This is a genomic window from Mycobacterium sp. B14F4 (assembly GCF_039871645.1).
Lineage (GTDB): Bacteria > Actinomycetota > Actinomycetes > Mycobacteriales > Mycobacteriaceae > Mycobacterium.
Map to the genome: position 1 here is coordinate 78,848 of NZ_JBDPMF010000003.1, position 16,099 is coordinate 94,946.

The 16,099-nt window shown below is 69.8% G+C and carries 21 protein-coding genes; 8 read left to right on the forward strand and 13 right to left on the reverse strand.

All coding sequences use genetic code 11. From position 1 onward, the window contains the following. Positions 1-7 precede the first annotated feature (7 nt). The 5 genes from ABGB19_RS10135 to ABGB19_RS10155 are packed head-to-tail and all read left to right on the forward strand — an operon-like array spanning position 8 to position 3,995. Positions 8-880, forward strand: a complete 873-nt coding sequence (locus ABGB19_RS10135; protein WP_347685773.1) for a DUF58 domain-containing protein — start codon at positions 8-10, stop codon at positions 878-880. Further along, a complete protein-coding gene (locus tag ABGB19_RS10140; protein WP_347685774.1) occupies positions 870-1,343 on the forward strand; it encodes a hypothetical protein in 474 nt (157 codons plus the stop codon). The genes ABGB19_RS10135 and ABGB19_RS10140 overlap by 11 nt, the downstream gene beginning before the upstream one ends. Then, on the forward strand, positions 1,334-2,338 hold the full coding sequence (locus ABGB19_RS10145) for a hypothetical protein (protein WP_347685775.1): 1,005 nt from the start codon (positions 1,334-1,336) through the stop codon (positions 2,336-2,338). The genes ABGB19_RS10140 and ABGB19_RS10145 overlap by 10 nt, the downstream gene beginning before the upstream one ends. Next, the gene (locus tag ABGB19_RS10150; protein ID WP_347685776.1) at positions 2,335-3,273 is read left to right on the forward strand and encodes a VWA domain-containing protein; all 939 of its coding nucleotides are present in this window, start codon (positions 2,335-2,337) and stop codon (positions 3,271-3,273) included. Before ABGB19_RS10145 ends, ABGB19_RS10150 begins: the two co-directional genes overlap by 4 nt. Continuing rightward, the gene (locus ABGB19_RS10155; protein WP_347685777.1) at positions 3,273-3,995 is read left to right on the forward strand and encodes a hypothetical protein; all 723 of its coding nucleotides are present in this window, start codon (positions 3,273-3,275) and stop codon (positions 3,993-3,995) included. The genes ABGB19_RS10150 and ABGB19_RS10155 overlap by 1 nt, the downstream gene beginning before the upstream one ends. Here ABGB19_RS10155 and ABGB19_RS10160 read toward each other — a convergent pair whose 3' ends face one another. From ABGB19_RS10160 to ABGB19_RS10170, 3 genes are all read right to left on the reverse strand, one after another. Then, positions 3,996-4,340 (reverse strand): nuclear transport factor 2 family protein, encoded by a 345-nt coding sequence (locus tag ABGB19_RS10160; RefSeq protein WP_347685778.1) that lies wholly within the window; start codon positions 4,338-4,340, stop codon positions 3,996-3,998. A 121-nt stretch (positions 4,341-4,461) separates the two neighbouring features. After that, complete coding sequence (locus tag ABGB19_RS10165; RefSeq protein WP_347685779.1) at positions 4,462-5,502, reverse strand: aminotransferase class V-fold PLP-dependent enzyme; 1,041 nt, start codon at positions 5,500-5,502, stop codon at positions 4,462-4,464. After that, entirely contained in the window at positions 5,499-5,807 is a 309-nt protein-coding gene (locus ABGB19_RS10170) for a DUF4229 domain-containing protein (protein WP_347685780.1), read from the reverse strand. The genes ABGB19_RS10165 and ABGB19_RS10170 overlap by 4 nt, the downstream gene beginning before the upstream one ends. A 52-nt stretch (positions 5,808-5,859) precedes the next feature. On the opposite strand from ABGB19_RS10170, the gene ABGB19_RS10175 reads away from it, so the two are divergent. Continuing rightward, complete coding sequence (locus tag ABGB19_RS10175; RefSeq protein WP_347685781.1) at positions 5,860-6,021, forward strand: hypothetical protein; 162 nt, start codon at positions 5,860-5,862, stop codon at positions 6,019-6,021. 4 nt (positions 6,022-6,025) lie between these two features. Here the strand turns inward: ABGB19_RS10175 and ABGB19_RS10180 are convergent, their stop codons facing one another. The 9 genes from ABGB19_RS10180 to ABGB19_RS10220 all read right to left on the reverse strand — a co-directional run bounded on the left by ABGB19_RS10180 (position 6,026) and on the right by ABGB19_RS10220 (position 14,189). Next, entirely contained in the window at positions 6,026-7,126 is a 1,101-nt protein-coding gene (locus ABGB19_RS10180) for a MinD/ParA family protein (protein ID WP_347686221.1), read from the reverse strand. A 296-nt stretch (positions 7,127-7,422) separates the two neighbouring features. After that, positions 7,423-8,433 carry a c-type cytochrome biogenesis protein CcsB gene (gene ccsB / locus ABGB19_RS10185; protein WP_347685782.1) on the reverse strand — a complete coding sequence of 337 codons (1,011 nt, stop codon included), beginning with the start codon at positions 8,431-8,433 and terminating at the stop codon, positions 7,423-7,425. Further along, positions 8,430-10,025 carry a cytochrome c biogenesis protein ResB gene (locus ABGB19_RS10190; RefSeq protein WP_347686222.1) on the reverse strand — a complete coding sequence of 532 codons (1,596 nt, stop codon included), beginning with the start codon at positions 10,023-10,025 and terminating at the stop codon, positions 8,430-8,432. Before ABGB19_RS10190 ends, ccsB begins: the two co-directional genes overlap by 4 nt. A 17-nt stretch (positions 10,026-10,042) precedes the next feature. Beyond that, entirely contained in the window at positions 10,043-10,840 is a 798-nt protein-coding gene (locus ABGB19_RS10195; protein ID WP_347685783.1) for a cytochrome c biogenesis CcdA family protein, read from the reverse strand. After that, positions 10,837-11,469 (reverse strand): TlpA disulfide reductase family protein, encoded by a 633-nt coding sequence (locus ABGB19_RS10200; protein ID WP_347685785.1) that lies wholly within the window; start codon positions 11,467-11,469, stop codon positions 10,837-10,839. The genes ABGB19_RS10195 and ABGB19_RS10200 overlap by 4 nt, the downstream gene beginning before the upstream one ends. Continuing rightward, positions 11,430-12,056: a histidine phosphatase family protein gene (locus ABGB19_RS10205; RefSeq protein WP_347685786.1), complete on the reverse strand. Its 627-nt coding sequence runs from the start codon at positions 12,054-12,056 to the stop codon at positions 11,430-11,432. Before ABGB19_RS10205 ends, ABGB19_RS10200 begins: the two co-directional genes overlap by 40 nt. Beyond that, positions 12,053-13,369, reverse strand: coding sequence for a glutamate-1-semialdehyde 2,1-aminomutase (hemL, locus tag ABGB19_RS10210; RefSeq protein WP_347685787.1), 1,317 nt, complete (start codon positions 13,367-13,369; stop codon positions 12,053-12,055). The genes ABGB19_RS10205 and hemL overlap by 4 nt, the downstream gene beginning before the upstream one ends. Positions 13,370-13,464: 95 nt before the next feature. Further along, a complete protein-coding gene (locus tag ABGB19_RS10215) occupies positions 13,465-13,737 on the reverse strand; it encodes a hypothetical protein (RefSeq protein WP_347685788.1) in 273 nt (90 codons plus the stop codon). A gap of 71 nt (positions 13,738-13,808) precedes the next feature. Further along, positions 13,809-14,189, reverse strand: a complete 381-nt coding sequence (locus tag ABGB19_RS10220) for a nitroreductase/quinone reductase family protein (protein WP_347685789.1) — start codon at positions 14,187-14,189, stop codon at positions 13,809-13,811. A 23-nt stretch (positions 14,190-14,212) separates the two neighbouring features. On the opposite strand from ABGB19_RS10220, the gene ABGB19_RS10225 reads away from it, so the two are divergent. Then, positions 14,213-14,596 carry a nitroreductase family deazaflavin-dependent oxidoreductase gene (locus tag ABGB19_RS10225; protein WP_347685790.1) on the forward strand — a complete coding sequence of 128 codons (384 nt, stop codon included), beginning with the start codon at positions 14,213-14,215 and terminating at the stop codon, positions 14,594-14,596. Positions 14,597-14,605: 9 nt separating this feature from the next. Here the strand turns inward: ABGB19_RS10225 and ABGB19_RS10230 are convergent, their stop codons facing one another. Next, positions 14,606-15,763 carry a beta-propeller fold lactonase family protein gene (locus ABGB19_RS10230; protein ID WP_347685791.1) on the reverse strand — a complete coding sequence of 386 codons (1,158 nt, stop codon included), beginning with the start codon at positions 15,761-15,763 and terminating at the stop codon, positions 14,606-14,608. A 125-nt stretch (positions 15,764-15,888) separates the two neighbouring features. On the opposite strand from ABGB19_RS10230, the gene ABGB19_RS10235 reads away from it, so the two are divergent. Further along, the gene (locus tag ABGB19_RS10235) at positions 15,889-16,086 is read left to right on the forward strand and encodes a hypothetical protein (RefSeq protein WP_347685792.1); all 198 of its coding nucleotides are present in this window, start codon (positions 15,889-15,891) and stop codon (positions 16,084-16,086) included. Positions 16,087-16,099 lie beyond the last annotated feature (13 nt).

A 16,099-nucleotide genomic window follows, 5' to 3' on the forward strand; every position in this document is an offset into this window, starting at 1 on the left:
GGCCGCGATGGGCAAGCATCTCGACAAGGCCAAGTCGCACTTCGGGGCCGACACCCGCGGCATGCTCGAGGGTGGGCGGTACGCGTTGTTGCACACGCGCAGCCTGGAATTCGACGATCTGCGGCCGTATGTGCCGGGCGACGACGTCCGCGACATCGACTGGAAGGCCACGGCGCGCTCGGGGCATGTGCTGATCAAGCGCTTCGTGTCCGAAAAGCACCACAAACTGCTGCTGGTCGCCGATGCGGGCCGCGCCATGACCGCACAGACGCCCAGCGGTGAGCTGAAACGGGATGTGGCGGTCAACGTGATGGGCGCGTTCGGGCTCATCACGCTCGGGCGCTCCGACCAGATCGGGATGGTCTACGGCGACGTCCGCGGCTGCGTCAACATCCGCCAGCGACGCGGCGAGACGCACATCGAGAGCATGCTGCACCGGTACTACGGGCACACCACGGCAGGCAGTGCGCCCAGCGATGTCGTGTGTCAATTGGAGTATGTCGCAACGCATTACCGCCACTCGATGCTCATCGTCGTGGTGTCCGACGAGCCCGAGGTGACCGAGCGCCTCAACGACGTGGTCGGCCGGCTGGCCGCCAGGCACGACGTGATCTGGGCGATGGTGCCCGACATGCCCGCGGTGGGCGCCGCGGACGACGACCGGCACGGTTTCGACGTGTCCAGCGGACGTTTCGTGCTGGGCGGCACGACCGTGGGCCCGCGGGTGGTCGCCGCCTACCGGCGTGCCGAGCAGGCCCGCACCCGCCGACTCGGCGAGTTCATGACCGCGCGAGCCGTTCCGCACACGACGATCGGCGCCAGCAGGGACATCCGGCCCCGCCTCGTCGAACTGACGGAGGTGTTCGCCCGTGCCGGATGACCTGTTGCGGTTCGTCAGCGGGCCCATGACCTACTCGGCGTGGTGGCTGTGGCTCGGCTTGCTGCTGCTGACCGTCGTGATCGCCTGGTATGTCGGGGTTTTCGTGTGGACGATGCCCGCGCACCGGCTCCGGGGCCTGCCCGGCATCCGGTCGGCGCACCGCACGCTGTTGCGACGTCGCTTCGCAAACAGCGTCCGCGGCATCGCGACGCGCCACCGTGGCGGCGAGCTCACCGCGGCGCAGGCCGGCGCCGCCATGAGCCGTACCCTGCGTAGCTTCCTGTATCAGGCGACGGGGACGCGCGCGCAGTACATGCACGTCGACGACATCGGAACCAGCGACATGGCGCCGGCCGCCCCGCTGTTGTCGGCACTCGAGGACGCCCAGTTCAACTCCGCATCTTCAGTGCGACTCGACAGCGTCAGTGAGGCGACCGAGGAGCTGATCCGCTCGTGGCCCTGAGCTGGTGGCCCGTTGCGGCCGTCGGATTCGGCGCTCTGGCCGCAGCCGTCGCGTTGGCGGTGCTGGTGCCGGTGGACCAGCGGCAGCGCCGGCTGCGACGGCTGGCCAACACCGCCCGGTTGACCAGCCTGCCCGAGTACGCCCGGGTGGCGCGGATGCGGGCCGTTTCGGCGGTCGTCACGATCGTGCTACTCGCGGTGTTGTTCTCGGCCGCCGTGCTGGCCAGCGCCCGGCCGACGGGATGGTGGTGGTCGTCTCAGTCGACCGACATCGGCGAAGACATCATGCTGTGTGTCGGCCAACCGGTCACCGATCCGGCCACCGGAGAGTTCCTGGCCTACTTCGCCGAACAGGCGCGATCGTTCGGCACTCAACGCATCGGGCTGACCTCACCCAACCGTCGGGTGGTCCCGCTGACGCGCGACTACCAGTACGCCGTCGAGAAGTTCAACGACGCGGCGGCGCTGGCGCCACTACCGGACGACGCGGAACTGTCGGCCGGTCAGGCGGCCGCCAAGCGCGCCACCATCGCGTCCTTCGCCGCCCCGGTGACCTACGTCGACTACGCGCCCAGCGTCGCCGACACCCTGGCGCTGTGCATGACGGGGTTTCCGGCCTCCGATGGCCCCGACGACCGCCGCCGGTCGCTGATCTACCTCGGCCCCGGCTCCATGCGGGCCACGAAGGAGACGCGGCCCTCCCTGTACAGCACCGAACAGGTGACCGAGATGGCGCGACGGAGCGGCATCCAGGTCAACGCCGTGGCCTCCTCGCCCGGCAGCGTGCGCCCGGTCGTCGAGGCGACCGGCGGCCGGTACGCGCCGCTGAGCGCCGGCCTGATCGGCGATCTGGACGAGATCCGCACTCATCCGCCGGGTGCGGATCAGTCGAGCACCGTCACCGGATGGCGGGGCGACTCGCCCACCATCCCGCTGACCGTCGCGGTCGTGGTGTCGGTGTTGCTGTGCCTGTCGCTGGTGGTGTTGCGGCGATGACGTTCACACCTGTTGTCATGCCGGTGCTCCTGATCGTCGTCGCCGTCGTCGTGGTCATGCTGAGGCTGATCACGATGCGACAACTGGCGACCAGTCGTTCTCAGCGGTGGACCACGGTCTGGCGGTGGTCGGGCCTGACACTGGCGGTGGTGCTGTTGCTCATCGCCGCCGCCCGGCCGGCCATCGGACCCGGCGAGGAGCAGACCACGGCGGCCCGGGCCGGCGACGCGGGCGCCAATGTGTTCCTGGTCGTCGACCGCTCCGCCGACACCGGCCAGGCCGACTACGGCGACGGGCAGACGCGGCTGGCCGGAATCCGCGACGACCTCACCGCGCTGATCGACCGCTACGCCGACGCCCGGTTCGCGCTGATCACCTTTGCGGCACGGCCGTCGCTGCAATGGCCACTGTCCGAGGATTCCTGGAGCTTGAAACCCGTTGCGGCGCAGCTGCAGCCGTATTCTCCCGACGTCGGGGAAGTCAACGCCGCCGCGGCGGCGAACATTCTGCGCTATCAACTCATCGCGGCGGGCCAGCGTCATCCCGGCGCCCCGAATCTGGTGTTCTACCTCGGATCCGGGGCGCCCGGATCGAGTGCTCCACAGGGAGAATTCGATCCCGTGCCCGGTTCGGTCGACGGCGGCGCGGTCCTTGGCTACGGGGCAACCCGCAATGAGGCCGGCCTGCGCCAGGTCGCCGGACAGCTTGGGGTGCCCTACGTTTCGCGCGACGGCGCACGTCCCGTGACCGAGGCGCTCCCCGATCAGGACGGCTTCACCTCCGGCGAAGCGGTCGCCCCGGCGCACGCGCCCGACCGCACCGATCTGTACTGGGTCTTCACGTTGGTGGCGGCCGTGCTGTTGCTGTTCGAGATCTACCTCACGCTCCGCGAGTTCCGCGCGAGTCGCAGCGCCCGCCGGGATGTGGGGGTGTGATGCGCATCCGGTACGCGGGCCCGTCGCGGTTGCGGTTGCGGCGCCGGCTTCTGCTCGTCTCGGCTCCGGTGGTTCTCATTGTGGTGATCGCCGCCGTCAAGATGATCTCCGTTGTGGTGGCCGGTAATTCGGCCAGCTCCCACTATGCGGACCGGAATGCCGATGCCCTGCGCGGCGATGCCGCGGTACTGAGCATTCTCAATGTCATCGAACCCGCGAAAGCCCCGTTCGCGCAGGGCACGTCGGCCGTGCTCGACGACCGGCTCGACGACGCGGACGCACGGTTCGCCGAAGCGCTGGCCCGCACGCCCGCCGAGCGGTCGTGTCCGGTGCTGGTCAACCTGGAGTTGGTGCGCGAACGGCGGGGCGATGTCGACGCGTGGGAGAACCGGCCCGACACCGCCCGCGACCGGTACCTCCGCGCCCTGGACCTCGTCACCGGCGCGCCGTCGGGATGCTTCGCGGGCAACGCGGACCCCGACCCCGACCGGCGCGCCGTCCGCAACGACGCGGCGGCCCGGCTGACGGCGAAGCTCGCCGGCCTGGGCACTCCCCCGGCTCCGCCGCCTGCCGCACCGTCGGCGGCGCCGCCACCGCAGCCGCCCCCGCCCGCTCTGGTGGTGCCGGAGCCGGAATCGGAGCGCCCTGCGCTGCGGTTGAACCCCGGTTCGGGTGACCCGCTCGACCGGCTCCGGCAGATCATGCAGGACGCCGCCGGCTGATCAGCCGGTGGAGGTGCCGGTCCAGTACTCCGCGAAGCGCCCGTCGGCGATGCGCAGAATGTCGTTGCCGGTGAACCGCCTCGGGCCGTCCTTGGTCGCGCCCGTGCCGATCCACCTGGCGGCGAGGAGGTTTCCGTCGACGAACGGTTCGACCTCGATGATGAACTTCAGATCGGCCAGCATCTTGTGCGTTTCGCCGACGACCGCCTGCAACCCCGCAGGACCATGGACCTCACGCCCCGGCCAATGCCCGACGAAGTCGTCGGTCACCAACTCGGCCGCCACGGGCGCCCCGGCCCACAGCTCATCGATCCACCGTCCATAGAGGTTCTTGGGAGAGGTCATGCCCGACTTTTACCCGGTGACGTGCGCCTTCGCAATCCGCATCACCGGGACGTGCCGCCGCGAACTCGCCAGTAGCAACATCTCGGCGAATGCCACTGCGGCGCTGACCCGTTCGTTCACGCTACCGCAATGCGTCGAGCAACCGGTCCAGATCGTCGTCGATGTTGTAGAGATGGAAACCCACCCGCACCGCACCGGCGCGCACCGAGGCGCGGATGCCCGCGGCCGCCAGCTTGTCGGCCGCACCGTCGATCGGCAGCGAGACGATCGCCGAATCCCCCGACGGCAGGTTCAGTTCGGACCGCAGCCGATTCGCCAGCCCGACCGAGTGCCGCTGGACGGCTCCCCGGTCCAGCGACGCCAACCACGGCAACGTCAGCCCGGCGCCCAATGCGCTGAACCAGGTCGGCGACACATCGAAGCGGCGCGCATCCGGCGCGAGCCGCAGCGGCAGTCCATAGATCGACTGCCACGGCTGCTCGCCGGCATACCAGTTCGCGGCGTGTGGGGTCATCGTCCGACTCACCCTGTGGCTCAATGAAACCCATGCGACTCCGCGCGGCGCCAGCAGCCACTTGTAGACGGCGGCCGCGGTCACGTCGGCCCAGCCGAGGTCGACGTCCTTCCAGCCGAGCGCCTGGGTGGCGTCGATGACCGTCAGGGTGTCGGTGCCTGCGACGCTGCGGCGCAGCGCCTCCACGTCGAGCACCTCCCCGGTGGCGGACTGCACGAGGCTGACGGTCACGACGTCGAAGTCGGCGGCGGCGGCCACCAACTGGTGGGCGGGCAGCTCGGTGACGGTCACCCCGCGATCGGCCTGCGCGGCGAACGGGAACGTCGTGCTGGTGAACTCGCCGGGCACCGTGACGACCCGGCTGCCGTCGGGGATGGCGGCGGCGACCAGGCCCAGCACGGCCGACACCGTTGCGCCCATGGCGACCGATTCGACGGGCACGCCGGCCAGCGCCGCATAACCGCGGCGCGCGGCGTCCACATGCTGGTCGAAGGACGGCACGTCCATGGTCCCGGCCTGCCACGCGCCGATGCACTCGTGCAGCGCCTCGACGAGGAACTGGGGCGGCAGGCCGTACGTCGGGGAGTTCAGAAATCCGGCGGCGCCGACGAACCCGGCACCGAACGCCTCCCGGGTGGCGGCCGTCATTCCGAGGTGGGGTCTTCGCCGCGCAGCCTGGCCTGCAGTTGCTCGCGGTCCTTGCGCCGACGTTCGTCGAAGACCGCGATGCTGGCGGTGGCGCGGCGGCGCAGCGGCGCGAACACCCAGATGCCCAACGGCAGGGCGATCACCATGGCGAACAGCAGGGCCACCACGACCGGGAACTCCCGCAGCCCGATGAGGTGGCCGACCCCGAGGATCACCGCGGTGAGCACCGCGACCAGCAGCAGCCGCGCGAGCGTGTAGGCCAGCACATCGAGGACGAGGCGAGATCCGGGCCGACCGTCAGACACGGACCGAGCCTACCGACGGCGCGTATATTCGAGACAAGGAGGTTTTTCTGTAGTGGCGTATCTGCTCCTGATTCTCGTGTTGGCCGCGCTGTTCTATGTGGGCTGGCGACTGATGCGGGAGTCCTCGAGCCGGCCGCGCACCCGCACGATCGGGCCGGACGACGATCCTGATTTCCTGCGTCGGCTGGGCCGCGAGGACAACCCGCGGTCCTGACCCGCTAGCGACGCGCGCCGCCGAACCCCGCCGCGACCACCGCCGCGAGGTCGAGCAGCGCTTCCCTGGTGTCCGGCCTGAGCCGGTCGAGGCTGATCTCGGCGCCTTCCTCCAGGTGCGGGTCGAACGGCACCTCGAGGACGGCGCGGCAACGCCGATTGAAGTGGTCGACGACCTTCTTCATGTCCACCTTGCCGGAGCGCGGTCGCACCGCGTTGATCACGGCGATCGAGTTGCGCACCATCTCCTGGTGACCGTGGGCGTCGAGCCAGTCCAGCGTCGCCGACGCACTGCGCGCCCCGTCGACCGAGCCCGAGCTCACCACGATCAGCGCGTCGGCCTTGGCCAGCACCGCCGCCATCGCCGAATGCATCAACCCGGTGCCGCAGTCGGTGAGGACCAGGCTGTAGAAGCGCTCGAGCACTTCGAGCGCGCGCGTGTAGTCGTCGGAACTGAACGCCTCCGATACCGCGGGGTCGCTCTCGGAGGCGAGCACCTCTAGTCGGCTCGGCCCCTGCGAGGTATAGGCGCGGACGTCGCTGTAGGCCTCGATCCCCTCGGCGTCGCGCAGCAGGTGGCGCACCGTGGCCGGGGTCTCGAGCGGGACCTTCTGGCTCAGCGTGCCGCGGTCGGGGTTGGCGTCGACCGCGATGACGCGGTCACCCCTGATCGAGGCCAGCGTCGCACCCAGCGTCGCGGTGACCGTCGTCTTGCCGACGCCACCCTTGAGCGACAGGACCGCGATGCGGTAGCAGCCCCGCAGCGGGCGCTGGACCTGCGCGACGAGTGTCTGGCGGCGGATCGCCCTTGGTCCCTCGCCGAGGTTGATCAGCTTGAACGACGCGAAGTACAGCCATTTGCGCCAGCCCTCCGACGGGGCCCGCTTGCGCTGGCCCAGCAGCGCCACCGTCGACAGGTCCAGGAACGGCGGCGGGTCCTCCTGCGCCGCCGTCGGTCCGCTATCGGGCGGGGCCGGGGCCGGCTTCAGCGGCAGACCATTGGGGGGCGTGGGCGCGGTCCACTCCGGCGGCGGGTCGACGGCCGGATCGCTGAATCGGCTCTGCGCGCGGAATCCACCTGGCGCATAAGCATTTTCAGGAAGCAAGGGGGCGGCGGCGGTGGCTTCGACGAGACGATCCCGAGCGGGGGGCGCCGGTTGTTCGGACACGCTGAGGGTCTCCCGTGGGTCGCTGGGCTTCCGCGCCCGATCTTAGCGAAGCGACCGCCGCACGAGCCGTAACGTGTCGGCTCGGCGAGTGTTATTCGCCCCTCCGCCGGAGTCGCCATTTTCCAGCAATCCCCAGTCCGGTAATCACCCCGGCAATCAGTTCCGCCGTCGGACGGCGCAGGAAGCGAACGGGCCAATAGGAAAAGCCGTGGCGAATCGGCTGGCGGTGTGTGTCAGACCCCTGCGTACGAGTGCAACCCGACGGTGACGAGGTTGATGAAGAACAGGTTGAACACCATCGCGACGAACCCCGCGACGTTGATCCACGCGGCCTTCTTGTCGCGCCACCCGGCCGTCGAGCGCGCGTGCAGATACGCGGCGTAGATGACCCACGCGATGAACGACACCGTCTCCTTGGGGTCCCAGCCCCAATAACGGCCCCAGGCCTCTTCGGCCCAGATCGCGCCGAAGATGACGCCGAAGCCGAACACGGGGAACGCGAATATCGTGGTGCGGTACGCGATCCGGTCCAGGGTCTGCGGGTCCGGCAGTCGGCTCACGACCCGAACCAGCGGGCCCTCGGCTGTGCCGTTCCGGGGGTCACCGAACCGCGACATCTTCAACAGGAACAGGATGCTGGCGACACCCGCGACCAGGAACACCCCGGAGCCGAGGCTGACCACCGACACGTGGATCGGCAGCCAGTAGGACTGCAGCGCAGGCATGACTGGCGCGGCATTCGTGTAGAGCCAGCGGCCCGACACGGTGAGCAGGATCAGCACCGGCACCAGCACGAAGACCCACAGCGCCCGGTACTGCCGCCGCCGCAGCACCACCGCGGCGGCAACCAGGCCGCAGAAGCTGGTGAGGTTGATGAACTCGTACATGTTGCCCCACGGCACCCGCGAGGTCGCCAGGCCGCGCAGCACGATGCAGGCCAGCAGCAGGCCGATGCCGACGTAGGTCAGCGCGAGGCCGGCGCCGCCGACCCGCTCGTCGATCGACCGCTTCGGGGCGTCGGCGATGCGTCCGGGTGCCGCGCTGTCGGCGCCGACAGCCGCTACCCGCCCCGATGTCGCCGCCGCGGCGGCTCCGACGAGCTCACGTCGTTCGGCCTTGCGGCTGCGGTTGTAGGCGAGCTCGATGGCCAGCAGCAGCAGCGCACCGACGAGCACCAGGACCGACGACGTGAACGCCCAGTCCGAGTACCGGGCCAGCCCGATGTCTATCTGCTCGCTGGTCATGTCACCTTCTCTCGTGGCGAATTCTCTCGTGGCGACGCCGCTTCGGCCCCGGGGAACAGCCGCGCCGTCAACCGCTCGAACTCCTCGCCCCATCCCGAGTTGTCGGTTCGGGCCAGCCCACCCAGTTCCACGCCGACGGTACCCGGACCGGCGGGCGTGATCCGAATCCAGATCCGCCGCCGCCGCACCACCAGCGACACCAACAGGCCGGCCATCATCGTCAACGCGAAGACCAGCACCCACACCTGCGCGGGGTCGTGGGACACCTGCACGTTGACGAACGGCACCGCGCCGTCGAACCGGACGACCGTGCCGTCGTCGAGGCGCGTCGACTCACCGGCCTGCAGGTTGACCCGGGCCTTCTTGGCCAGCCGGTTCTGCTCGATCAACCGCGGGTCGAGGTCGAACAGGGACTGCGGCCGTCCGGTGTCCAGCCCGGTGTCGCCCTTGTAGATGTCGACGGCCACGGCCGGGTCGTTGAGCGCGGGGAAGCTCGACGACAGCAGCGTGCCGTGCAGGAACTGCGTCGGTGCGAACAGCCCCTGGATCGCGATCTGGTTCTTGCGGCGCTCGTCGGCGTCCGGATAGGTCCCGCCGGGCGGGTCGAACCGCATGACCCCCGAGGACAGGAAGGTGATCTGGTCCTCGGGCCGCCACTGGATCGTTTGGGTGCGGGTCTGCCCATCGGGGAAGACGACGGTGAACGTCGGGGCGTACCCGTGGCCCTGCAGGTACACCCGATCACCGCCGACGCGCAGCGGATGGTTGACCTCGAGGCGGTATGGCCGCCAGGTGCCCGACGCCAGGTCCGCGCCGGCCTGGTAGTCGATGTCGGCCGCGAAGGAGGTGGCCTGCCCGGACTCGAGGTAGTCGGCCTGGAAGTCGTTGACGCGCAGGCAGAGCGGATGCAGGGAGGTGCCGTCGACGGTATTGCCCGCGCGAAACGAGTCGAACGCGGCGGGCGACGCCGAGCAGAAGCCCGGACCGCCGTCGGCGACCACGATCACGTTGCCCTCGTAGCCGAACAGCTTGCCTGCGGCCACCGCCACCAGCAGACCGAGCAGCGAGAAGTGGAAGACGATGTTGCCGAACTCGCGCAGATAGCCCTTCTCCGCCGAGATCTCGGCCGTCGATGTCGCCGCCGGGGCGGCTCCGGTGACGCCGCCGTTTCGCCGGGTGACGGTGCGCCAGCCGCGCAGTCGCTCGGTCACCGTCGAGGCCAGCGCGTCCGGATCGGCCGCCACCTCGGCGGCGTGGTGTTTGGGCAGCCGGCTCAGGTTGCGGGGTGCGGCCACCGGGGTCGCCCGCATGCTGCGGACGTGCTCGACCATCCGCGGCGTCAGGCATCCGACGAGCGAGATGAAAAGCAGCACGTAGATCGCGGTGAACCAGAAGCTGGAGAAGACGTCGAACGCCTGCAGACGGTCCAGCCACGGCCCGATCGTCGGGTGCTGGGCGATGTACTCGGCCACCTTGGCCTCGTTGAGGTTGCGCTGCGGCAACAGCGCGCCGGGGATCGCGGCCAGCGCGAGCAGGAACAGCAGCACCAGCGCGGTGCCCATCGAGGTCAGGGTGCGCCAGGTGTTGCGCATCAGCGCGAGCGTCCGGGTCATAGCGGCAGCGTCACGTCCCTGACGAACGCGTCGCGCACCCAGGACACGAAGTCGTTCCACACGCCGGTCACCAACGCCGCACCCACCACGAGCAGCAGCACGCCACCGAAGATCTGGATGGCCCTGGTGTGTCGACGCAGCCACGCCAGACCCTGCACGGCGCGGGCCGACCCGAAGGCCAACAGCACGAACGGGATTCCGAGGCCCAGGCAGTAGGCGATGACCAGCGCCACGCCGCGGGCGACGTTCGAACCGTCGGTGGCCGAGGCCACCGCGATCACCCCGGTCAGCGTCGGCCCGAGGCACGGCGTCCAGCCGAGTGCGAACACCGCGCCCAGCAGCGGTGCGCCGCCGAGTGTCGATATCCGCCGCGGCGTGAACCGGGCCTCGCGCTGCAGCACCGGGATGAAGCCGACGAAGACCAGCCCCATCACGATCGTGACCACACCGCCGATACGTTGCAGCAGAAGCTGATTGGCGATCAGCGAGGTGGTCATGCCCAGCACCGCGACCGTGCCGAGCACGAACACGACGGTGAAGCCGGCCACGAACAGCGCCGCGGCGCCGGCCACCCGCAGCCGCGCGGTGTGCACCGCGACCGTGCCGCCGGACGCCGAATCGGCCCGGCCATCGTCGGTCACACCCACGACGGCCGCCAGATAGGACAGGTATCCCGGCACCAGCGGCACCACACACGGCGAGGCGAACGAGACCAGCCCGGCGAGCGCGCTCACCAGGAAGGCGAGCACCACCGGGCCGCTCGCCATCAACTGCCCCACCTGGTCGAGGCTCATGCTTTCGGCTCCGATTCGGCCGCAAGGCGTTCCACGACGGGTTGCAGGTCCTCGGCGAGCAGCTCACGCAGGAACACCGCCGCGACGCGGTGCTCGCGATCGAGCACGACGGTCGACGGGATCACGGTGGCGGGGTACCGGCCGCCGAACGCGATCATGGTGCGCATCGGCGGGTCGTAGATCGACGGGAACGTGATGCCGCGGTCGATGAGGAAATCGCGCGGAGCGTCCATGTTGTTGTCGCGGACATCGATGCCCAGGAACGCCACGCCCCGCGCCCTGGTCGCGTCGTACACCTGCTGCAGCTGGGTGATCTCGGTGCGGCACGGCCCGCACCACTGTCCCCACACGTTGATCACCACGACCTTGCCGGCGAAGTCGTCGAGCGAGATGGTCTTGGCCGGGTCCATCAGGTCGGGCCCGCTCAACGGGCCGGGGCGGCCGCGGCTCTGCGGAGGGTCGTAGAAGATGTCGGTCTGTCCGCCGGGTGCGACGAACTCGAACGTGCCGCCCTGGGCGACGGCGTCATCGCCGGTGGAGCAACCAGCCAGCGCGACAGTCGCCGCGCAGGCCAGTACCAACCACCGCTTCACAGCCCGGCCAGCTCCGCATAGCCCCAGCCGACGCATTCGTCGTCGTGGAAATAGAAGGACGTCACCGACGCGAGGTTGCACAGCCGCCGGGTCGGGAAGTGGTGCAGCTGCCGGCCCGTCATCGACCGGCGCAGCGTCTCGACGGGCAGCTGGTGGCTGACGCACACCGCCTCGTGCCCCGCCGCCTTCACCCGCGCCCGGTGCAGGGCAGCGGTCATCCTCGCCGCGATCTCGGAGTACGGCTCGCCCCACGACGGCGTACGCGGGTTACGCAGATGCCACCAGTTGCGGGGGTCGCGCAGTGCGCCGTCACCCGGTGAAACCCGTTGTCCCTGGAAGATGTTCAGCGATTCGACGAGCTCGTCGTCGGTGTCGACCGACAGGCCCTGCGCGGCCGCGATCGGGGCCGCCGTCTCCTGCGCCCGCTCCAGCGGTGACGCGACCACGTAGACGACGTCGCGCGACGCCAGCCAGTTGGCGACGGCCTGGGCCTGCGCCCGGCCTCGCTCGGAAAGGTGGTAGTCCGGCAGCCGACCGTAGAGGATCTTCTCCGGGTTGTGCACTTCCCCGTGGCGCATCACGTGCACGACCGTCTTCTCGGCCTCGGGAGGCTTCTCGCTCATGCGGGTCTCACCGCCTCGGCGGCGGCGCGTGCCGCACCCGGCAGCGCGGCCGCGATCCGGTCGAAGGCCTCGTCGTCGAGCACCGACGAGACGAACCACGCCTCGAAGGCGCTGGGCGGCGGGTAGATGCCCGCGTCGAGCAGGGCGTGGAAGAACGCGGGGAACCGCCACGTCTCGGAGGCCCGGGCGGAGGCGAAGTCGGTGACCTCACCGTCGGTGAAGAACACGCTGAGCATGTTGCCGGCCCGCGAAACTCGATGAGCGACATCGGCTTCCGTCAACGCACCACCCAGCAGCACGGCTAACCGATCGGCGTTGGCGTCGAGCGCGGCGTACACCGCGTCGTCAGCGGCGCGCAGCGTCGCCAGCCCGGCCGCCATCGCGACCGGGTTCCCGGACAGCGTGCCGGCCTGATACACCGGGCCGAGCGGGGCCAGCCGCTCCATCACCTCGGCGCGGCCGCCGAACGCCGCGGCGGGCAGGCCGCCGCTCATCACCTTGCCGAAGGTGAAAAGGTCGGCGTCGACGGGGTCGAGGCCGTACCAGCCGGACCGGCTGACCCGGAATCCGGTCATCACCTCGTCGACGATGAGCAGCGCCCCGTGGGCGGCGGTGATGCGGCGCAGCGCGGCGTTGAAGCCGGGCATCGGCGGGACCGCGCCCATGTTGCCGGCCGCGGCCTCGGTGATCACGCAGGCGATCTCGTCGCCGAACCGGGCGAAGATCTCCTCGACCGCGGCGACGTCGTTGTAGGGCAGCACGATGGTGTCGGCCGCGGCCGCACCCGTCACCCCCGGTGACGACGGCAGGCCCAGCGTCGCGACACCGGAGCCCGCGTCGGCCAGCAGCGCGTCGCTGTGGCCGTGATAACACCCGGAGAACTTCACGATCTTGGCCCGGCCGGTGTACCCGCGGGCCAGCCGGATCGCGCTCATGGTGGCCTCGGTGCCGGAGTTGACCAGGCGCAACCGCTCGACCGGAGCGACTCGGCCGACGATCTCGGCGGCCAGCTCGGTCTCGGCGGGGGTCGGCGCGCCGAAGGACAGCCCGTCGACCACCACCCGCTGCACCGCGGCGACGACGTCGGGGTGAGCATGACCGAGGATCATCGGGCCCCAGGAGCAGACCAGGTCGACGTAGCGGTTGCCGTCGGCATCGGTCAGCCAGTAGCCGTTGGCGGATGTGATGAAGCGGGGGGTGCCGCCGACCGAGGCGAACGCCCGCACCGGCGAGTTCACCCCGCCGGGGATGACGGCCGCTGCGTCGGCGAACAACCGCGCCGACACCTCGGTGGAGATGTGGTCACCACGCATGGCCACCAGTGTCCCAGCCTGCCGGAAAGCGTCAACTACAGGGTGTAGTGGGACGCGTCCGGCCGCCGGCTCAGGCCATGCCGGCTGTCAGGCAGCTACTGCACGCAGCCCAGGGGGATGGGGATGCCCGTGAACAGATCGGTGCCGGTGCACCGCGGAGGCGCAGGTGCAAGGGCCGCCGGTGCCGCAGGTGGCGGCGGCGCCGGAACCGCGTTCGGTGGGGGTGGCGGAACAGGTTCCACATAACCGGGCGGTCCGCCGGCGACGACCGAGGGCACGGTGACCACTCCGACCGCCAGCGGGCTCATGCTGAGCGCCACCAGGGCGCCCGCCAGAACGGTCCGCTTTGCAGCTTTCGAATCAACCATGCATCGAGGGTAAGCAGGAGTGCGCGGCGTGGTTGGCGTAATCGACTACCCCATTCGCGGAAATGCACCGGCTACCCCTTCGGCGTGAGCACGAACACCGGGTGATCGGCCTCGCGGGGCAGCTTGCGGAAGTAGCCCTCGACCGTCCGGCCGGCCTTCTGCCGGTAGGCGGTGATGATCTCCTGGCGATCCCGTTCGGGGATCTCGCGGGCGACGTACGCCGTGTCGCCGACCTTGGCGTTGGGGTCGGCCCGCAGGTTGCGCACCCATTCCGATTCACCTCGGGTGGAGACCACGTACCTGGTGCCCGCCACATCCACCGGGATGACCGGGACCTGCTGGGGCCGCTTACTGCGCCGCCGGGTGACGGTGAGGGTCTCGCCCATCCCGATCGCCATGGCGAACGGGTTGAAGATCCTGGCGGTGAACCACGGGGGCTTGAGGTACGCCATGGTTTCTGAGTTTGATGGTTGGCATGCAACTGCCGCAATGGCTGGCGCGGTTCAACCGCCACGTCACCAACCCGATCCAGCGGCTGTGGGCGGGGTGGGCGCCGACGATGGGCATCCTCGAACACGTCGGCCGCCGCTCGGGCAAGCGGTACCGCACACCGCTGACGGTGTTCCCCACCCGCGACGGGGTGGCGATCTTGCTGACCTACGGCCCGGACCGCGACTGGCTCAAGAACGTGACGGCCACCGGCAACGCCCGCATGAGGCGCTACGGCAGGACCTTCGAGGTGCGCGATCCCCGCGTGATGACCAAGGCGCAGGCCGCACCGGCCGTGACCGGGTGGATGCGGCCGCTGTTCGGCATCCTGCCGTTCGAGCAGGCGGTGCTGCTGACGCGCGCCGGCTGAGCCCGACGGCTACAGCCGGATCACCGACACGGTGTCGTCACCGAAGTTGGCCACATAGGCCAGCATGCCGTCGGGGGTGAACGCCACCCCCCGGGGAAGGTCGCCGACCGCAACGGTGGTGAGCACGGTGTTGGTGGCGGCGTCGATCACCGACACCGTGTCGTCGGAGAAGTTGGTGACGTACACGGTGGCGCCGTCCGGACTCACCGCCACCTGGTTCGGCCCGACACCGACGGTGATGGTATCGACGACGGTGTTGGTGGCGGTGTCGACCACCTGCACGGTGGTGCCGGCGAAACCGTTGACGACGTACACCGTGGAGCCGTCGGGGCTGACAGCCACGCCGAGCGGGAAGTCGCCGACGGCGATGGTGTCGACGACCGTGTCGGTCGCGGTGTCGATCACCCACAGCCCCTGGGCGTCGTCATTGGTGACGTAGACCGTGGTGCCGTCCGGGCTGATCGCCACGCCGTCGGGGAAGTTGCCGACGGGGATCGTCGCCGTGACCGTGTTGGTGGCGGTGTCGATCACCGACACCGTGCTGTTCAGGTTGTTGGCCACGTAGGCCGTCGTGCCATCGGGGCTGACGACGATTCCGCGTGGCCGGGACAGCCCGCCGATGGTGGTGACGACCGTGTTGGTGGCGGCGTCGATCACCGACACCGTGCTGTCCTCCATGTTGGAGACATAGACGGTGGCGCCGTTGGGCGTGACCGCGATGCCGCTCGGGGACGTGCCGACCGGGATGGTCGTGGTGACGGTGTTGGTCGCGGTGTCGATCACCGACAAGCTGTTGTCCAACTGGTTGCCGACGTAGACGGTGCCGCCGCCGGGCCTGATCGCTACATCGATCGGCTGGTTGCCGACGTCGATGGTGTCGATGACGACGTGGTCGACCGGGGCGACGGTGAGCGCGATCGTGGTCGTCGTGCTGTGCCCGAAATGGTGCGCGAGGAAGCCGAGCGGTCCGTGGAAGTGCAGCCCCTCGTCGACCACCGTGACGGTGAACTCATCGGTGCCGCCGGTGACGGCAAGCTCGGCGCTGGGCGTGTCGGTGAAGGTGCCGTCAGGATTGACGACCACCGATCCGTCGTCCGGACCGTCGGTGATGTGGAAGCTCAGCGCGTCGGGGCCAACAGCCGCGAGCAGCTCATCTCCATACTCCAAGGAGCGTGACGTGCGGAAGACGCACGCGCCGGCTGAGGTCAGGCTCCACTACGCCACCATGGGGCCGCCGATTGGGGTAGCGGATTACCTCAGCCGGTCGGGAACGCGGCGAACATCGTTGGACCATGGCCGCCAATCTGCACCGGGCCGAGTATCTGCAGCGGTTGCCGTTGCCGTATGCGACCGCCCTGCGCCTGCGTGATGAGGGGATCGCCGATGACGTGATCGCCGAGCGGGTCGGCATCGAGCCGGAGACGCTGCCGACATTCATGCGCGTGGCCGAGGCCAAGCTGGCCGCCGCAGCCAAGGCGCAACCGCCCTGACCGGGTGCCTCCT

What these genes read in the sequence shown, in the direction of transcription:
- ABGB19_RS10135 (WP_347685773.1), top strand. Translation starts at nt 8, where the DNA reads ATGGGCAAGCATCTCGACAAGGCCAAGTCGCACTTCGGGGCCGACACC.
- ABGB19_RS10150 (WP_347685776.1), top strand. Translation starts at nt 2,335, where the DNA reads ATGACGTTCACACCTGTTGTCATGCCGGTGCTCCTGATCGTCGTCGCC.
- ABGB19_RS10155 (WP_347685777.1), top strand. Translation starts at nt 3,273, where the DNA reads ATGCGCATCCGGTACGCGGGCCCGTCGCGGTTGCGGTTGCGGCGCCGG.
- ABGB19_RS10160 (WP_347685778.1), bottom strand. Translation starts at nt 4,340, where the DNA reads ATGACCTCTCCCAAGAACCTCTATGGACGGTGGATCGATGAGCTGTGG.
- ABGB19_RS10165 (WP_347685779.1), bottom strand. Translation starts at nt 5,502, where the DNA reads ATGACGGCCGCCACCCGGGAGGCGTTCGGTGCCGGGTTCGTCGGCGCC.
- ccsB (WP_347685782.1), bottom strand. Translation starts at nt 8,433, where the DNA reads ATGACCAGCGAGCAGATAGACATCGGGCTGGCCCGGTACTCGGACTGG.
- ABGB19_RS10190 (WP_347686222.1), bottom strand. Translation starts at nt 10,025, where the DNA reads ATGCGCAACACCTGGCGCACCCTGACCTCGATGGGCACCGCGCTGGTG.
- ABGB19_RS10195 (WP_347685783.1), bottom strand. Translation starts at nt 10,840, where the DNA reads ATGAGCCTCGACCAGGTGGGGCAGTTGATGGCGAGCGGCCCGGTGGTG.
- ABGB19_RS10200 (WP_347685785.1), bottom strand. Translation starts at nt 11,469, where the DNA reads ATGCGTCGGCTGGGGCTATGCGGAGCTGGCCGGGCTGTGAAGCGGTGG.
- ABGB19_RS10205 (WP_347685786.1), bottom strand. Translation starts at nt 12,056, where the DNA reads ATGAGCGAGAAGCCTCCCGAGGCCGAGAAGACGGTCGTGCACGTGATG.
- hemL (WP_347685787.1), bottom strand. Translation starts at nt 13,369, where the DNA reads ATGCGTGGTGACCACATCTCCACCGAGGTGTCGGCGCGGTTGTTCGCC.
- ABGB19_RS10215 (WP_347685788.1), bottom strand. Translation starts at nt 13,737, where the DNA reads ATGGTTGATTCGAAAGCTGCAAAGCGGACCGTTCTGGCGGGCGCCCTG.
- ABGB19_RS10220 (WP_347685789.1), bottom strand. Translation starts at nt 14,189, where the DNA reads ATGGCGTACCTCAAGCCCCCGTGGTTCACCGCCAGGATCTTCAACCCG.
- ABGB19_RS10225 (WP_347685790.1), top strand. Translation starts at nt 14,213, where the DNA reads ATGCAACTGCCGCAATGGCTGGCGCGGTTCAACCGCCACGTCACCAAC.
- ABGB19_RS10235 (WP_347685792.1), top strand. Translation starts at nt 15,889, where the DNA reads ATGGCCGCCAATCTGCACCGGGCCGAGTATCTGCAGCGGTTGCCGTTG.